At 61.4% G+C, this 4,485-nt stretch carries 4 protein-coding genes; all 4 read left to right on the forward strand.

Annotation, left to right across the window (positions count from 1 at the left end; all coding sequences use genetic code 11):
- The first annotated feature begins 78 nt into the window (after positions 1 to 78).
- Complete coding sequence (locus EN879_RS25365; RefSeq protein ID WP_063170585.1) at positions 79 to 1,131, forward strand: NAD(P)-dependent oxidoreductase; 1,053 nt, start codon at positions 79 to 81, stop codon at positions 1,129 to 1,131.
- Between the two features lie 115 nt (positions 1,132 to 1,246).
- A complete protein-coding gene (locus tag EN879_RS25370) occupies positions 1,247 to 2,902 on the forward strand; it encodes an extracellular solute-binding protein (RefSeq protein ID WP_024504468.1) in 1,656 nt (551 codons plus the stop codon).
- A gap of 104 nt (positions 2,903 to 3,006) precedes the next feature.
- On the forward strand, positions 3,007 to 3,948 hold the full coding sequence (locus EN879_RS25375) for a sugar ABC transporter permease (RefSeq protein ID WP_063170586.1): 942 nt from the start codon (positions 3,007 to 3,009) through the stop codon (positions 3,946 to 3,948).
- On the forward strand, positions 3,948 to 4,485 hold a 538-nt coding region (locus EN879_RS25380; protein ID WP_164774567.1), incomplete at its 3' end, for a carbohydrate ABC transporter permease. The genes EN879_RS25375 and EN879_RS25380, both read left to right, overlap by 1 nt.

The raw sequence follows: 4,485 nt of genomic DNA on the forward strand, positions 1-4,485 counted from the left end.
CGTCTGGATACTGCACGACGCGATCGCCGACGCGGTCTCCAAAATCCGGGCCGGGTGCCAGTAAGAACGGAGGAGAGAATGGGCGACCTAAAGTTCAAGGTGGCGCTTTCCGGTGATTTCCGCATGCCGGACGGCTCGCTGACCTATCCCGACTTCGACCTGGAGCCTCTGCGCAAGGCGCCAGGCCTCGAGATGACATTCCTGGAATCGAATAACCCGCTTCGCGCCGACCAGCTTGAGGACTTCGATGCGCTGATCCTTCTCACTCATCGCTTCGTTTCCACGAGTGTCCCCAAGAGCGGTCGGCTGGCCGTCGTTGCCCGCTTCGGCGTCGGCTACGATACTGTCGACGTCGAGGCCTGCACTGCCGCCGGCATCGCTCTGGTCATCACGCCCGATGGGGTAAGACGGCCGGTCGCCGTATCCGTCATCACCTTTATGTTGGCACTCACCGGCAAGCTGTTCACGAAGGACGCCCTCACCCGTAAGGGACCTCATGGCTTCCAGGAGCGCTCCCAACATATGGGTGTCGGGCTCGTGGGGCGTACGCTGGGGTCGCTCGGCATCGGCAACATAGGCGCCGAAGTTTTTCGCCTGGCAAAGCCCTTCGATATGAGGTTCATCGCCCATGACCCATTTGCAGACAAGAAGGTCGCTGCCGAACTAGGCGTGGAGCTGGTCGGACTGGAAGATCTGTTTCGTCGCGCCGACGTGCTGTCGGTAAGTTGCCCGCTGACGCCTGACACGCGCCATCTCGTCAATGCCGAGCGGCTCGCCCTGATGAAGCCTACTGCATACCTGATCAATACAGCGCGCGGCCCGATCGTCGACCAGAAGGCATTGGCACAAGCCCTGCGGGAGCGTCGTATCGCCGGCGCCGGTCTCGACGTGCTGGAGCAGGAGCCGCCGGATGCTGACGATGCAATCCTCAAACTCGACAACGTCATCCTTGCGCCGCACGCATTGTGCTGGACCGACCAGTGCTTTGCCGGCAACGGCGCTGCAGACGTCAAAGCGGTAATCGAGGTTCAACATGGTCGCGAGCCGCGCGGTGTGGTCAATCGCGAGGTGCTTTCGAGCGTGCGGTGGAAGGATAGGCTGGCCGTTTTCGCGGGCCGCTTCGGAAGCTAGGAGTGCGAGAATTTGGCGCGCCGCCGCGGCCATTGCGGGGGCCTTACGGGAGGAATGCTCGACCGCCGCGCCTGCGGACGAGTGAGCAAATGAGAAAACGGGAGGACCAAGCACTATGAACGATCGTGAAAAACGTGACTTTCAGGCCGGTCTCGAAGCAGAGGTCGACGCCTTCATGCGTGGCGAAACGACCCGCCGGAATTTCATAACCCGCTTCGGCCAGATGACCGGTATGTTGGCAGCGTCTGCACCCATTTTGGGTATGATGACCGATTGGGCGCTGGCGCAGCAGAAGCTCGAACTGGCCGACGCCACGTCGCCGCTGGGACAGGCGCAGGCCGCTGCGCTGAAAGCATCTAAGGAAGGACCGGCGGAGGGCTCCGCCTTCCGCGCGGTCGAGGCGGCCAAGGCGCATGCGGGCGTCACGATCAACATGACCTACGAGGCAGGCCTGCAGGCGCTCGATCCACGCAATTTCAGTGGGCCGATGTGGGAGCAGCTTACGGGCATGAAGTCGAATGTGGTCGAACTGTCGAATCCCGATCAATACTCCAAGGCGGTCGCCGAGCACATTGCCGGCTCAGGCGCCTATGACGTGCTCGACATCTCGCCAGCCTGGACACCGTCGCTCGCCGATGGCGGCGTCATCGCACCTCTCGACGACTATATCGCCAAATATATGAACCCTGCAGACCTCGAGGACTATCATCCTCTCTACAAGGCGCTGCCGACCTACAAGGGAAAGATCTGGGGCTTCTTCGACGACGGCGACATGTTCGCTCTCTACTACCGCAAGGACATCTTCGAGGATCCGAAGATGATGGAGGCCTACCAGACCAAGTTCAACGCGAAGCTCGGACCACCGAAGACCTGGGAGGAATATGCTCAGATCGCCCAATTCATCACCGACCAGATGGCACCGAAGGTTTATGGTGCAGGCCACTTCCGCAAGGCGGGCAGCCCGGGCAATCAGTTCGACTTTCTGCAGCAGTACCGTGCCAACGGCGGGAAACTGTTCGGCGACGACATGAAGGCCGGCTTGGTGTCGGATGCGGGCGTCAAGACGCTGACGAACATGCTCGCGGCCAACAAGGCCTCGATCCCCGGTAACAACGAGCTCGACGCCGTCTCCCTTTGGGCGGCATTCCTGACGGGGAAGGTTGCGATGATCTATTCCTGGCCTCCAAGCGGCCGGATGGCGGCGAACTATTCGCAATCCGCCACGGCGATCAACTTCATTCCCCAGTCGCAGATCGCTGGCAAGGTTGGCTATGCCGTCGTGCCGGGCAATCCGGAACATGCCACCGGCTACAACAAGGCGCTGTCGGCGGATTCGCCCAATCCGGAGGCGGCGTATCTGTTCATGCAGTGGGCCTGCTCGCCTCCCGTCTCACTGGCGCGCTGCATGTTGCCCTATGCGCTGCGCGACCCATACCGCATTTCGCATTTCAAGTCGGAGCTCTATGGAGCACTGTTCCCGAGCGCCAAGGAGTACCTGGCCAACCTCAACAACTCGGCGAATGTCGGCCTGCTCGACCCGATCATGCCAGGTGCGCAGGACTATTTCTTGAGCATCGACCGCATGTGCACCGCAGTGTGGGCTGGTGCGGATCCGAAAGCATCGCTGGAAACGGCGGCCGCCGAGTGGAACGAGACGACCGATCGGCTCGGGATGGAGTCGCAAAAGGCATTCTACACCGAGTTCCTGAAACTGCCCGGCGCCACCGCTGACAACACAGTGGAGAAGCTTGGCATGGCAGTCACCCTCTGAGACTCGCCTGGAGGGGAGCCGGGTTTCTAGCACCAGACCGGTGTTGCGGGCGCTTTGCTCGCAACACCCTGGCTCAACCGCGTGGCGATCTTTGGAATAAATCGATGCCGCACACCACCACGATCAGTCGCATGACGACCACCGGCGCCCCGCCTCGGCTTTCGACCCTCGCACAGTGGGCGGACCGCCACTTCAAATGGATTCTGGTCGCGCCCGCGGTGCTGTTGATACTGGCGCTGTCGATCTATCCGCTGCTGTTCTCACTGGTCGTGTCCTTCATCAACTACGACTTCCAGGTGCCGGGCCACGCCTTTGTCGGCTTGAAAAACTTCGAGCGGGTGGTGTTCGATCCCGTGGCACGGTGGTCGCTCTTGCTGACGGCCTGCCTGTCGAGCATCAGCGTCGCCATCGAATTCGTGCTGGGCCTTCTGGTGGCGCTCACCATGGTGCGCAGCTTTCCGGGGCGCGGTGTCGTCATGTCGATCCTGATCGTGCCGCTTTTCATCAGCCCGGTGATAGTCGGCCAAGCGTGGACGCTGCTGCTTCAGCGGCCTTTCGGGCCAACCAACTACATCCTGACGCAACTGTTGGGGCAGGAGGTGACGATCGGCTGGATGACCGAGCGCCCATGGCTTTATGTCTCGCTGATCATCGCTGATGTCTGGCAGTGGACTCCGTTCATGTTTGTCGTCCTGCTCGCCGGGCTTACCGCAATCCCTCCGAACCTCTACGAGGCGGCGGAACTCGACGGCGTCAATGCCTGGCAGGCCTTCTGGGCGATCACGCTGCCGCATCTCGGGTCTATGATGCTGCTGGCGTTGACCTTCCGCCTGCTTGACGCCATCCGAATGTTCGATACCATTTTTATCATGACCGGCGGCGGCCCGGGTACGCAAACCTACACGGCTTCCTACTATCTCTACACGGTCGGCTTCACCCAGTTTCATCTGTCGCAGGCGACGGCCGGAAGCTGGCTATTCCTGATTTTCACCGCGCTGGTAGTGACGCTGCTGGTGCGGCGGCTCTTGAAGGTGGAGCCGGTCTGATGGCCGCCGTCGCGCCCGCCCGCCGCAGGAAACGCCGGTCGGTGCCGATCGGTCGCATGCTGCTGCTCGGCTTCTTCCTCGTGTTCGTGCTGTGGCCCCTCTACTGGATGTTCAACACCTCGATCAAGCCGAGCGACGACTACCTCACCGTGCCGCCCGTCTGGTTCCCTGCCGAGCCGACCCTTGTACACTACAAAGCTGCGCTGTTCGCTTATCGCGGCCTCGACGGGCTCATCAACAGTCTGATCATTTCGCTGTCGGCCACCGTGCTTTCAGCGTTGTTGGGCACGCTGATGGCTTATAGTCTGGCGCGCTACAACACGGGCGGCCAGCACCTGTCTTTCTGGGTGCTGTCACAGCGCTTCCTGCCACCGATCGGCATCGTCCTGCCGGTATTCCTTATCTATCGTGGCGTCGGGCTGTACGACACCCATATTGGTCTGATCATCGCCTATACGGTCTTCACGCTGCCGGTGTCGGTGTGGATGATGTTCGCGTATTTCCGCGGCATGCCGAAGTCGATGGAGGAGGCGGCCC

This window comes from Mesorhizobium sp. M7A.F.Ca.AU.002.02.1.1, assembly GCF_003998535.1.
In the GTDB taxonomy this organism is placed as follows: domain Bacteria; phylum Pseudomonadota; class Alphaproteobacteria; order Rhizobiales; family Rhizobiaceae; genus Mesorhizobium; species Mesorhizobium ciceri.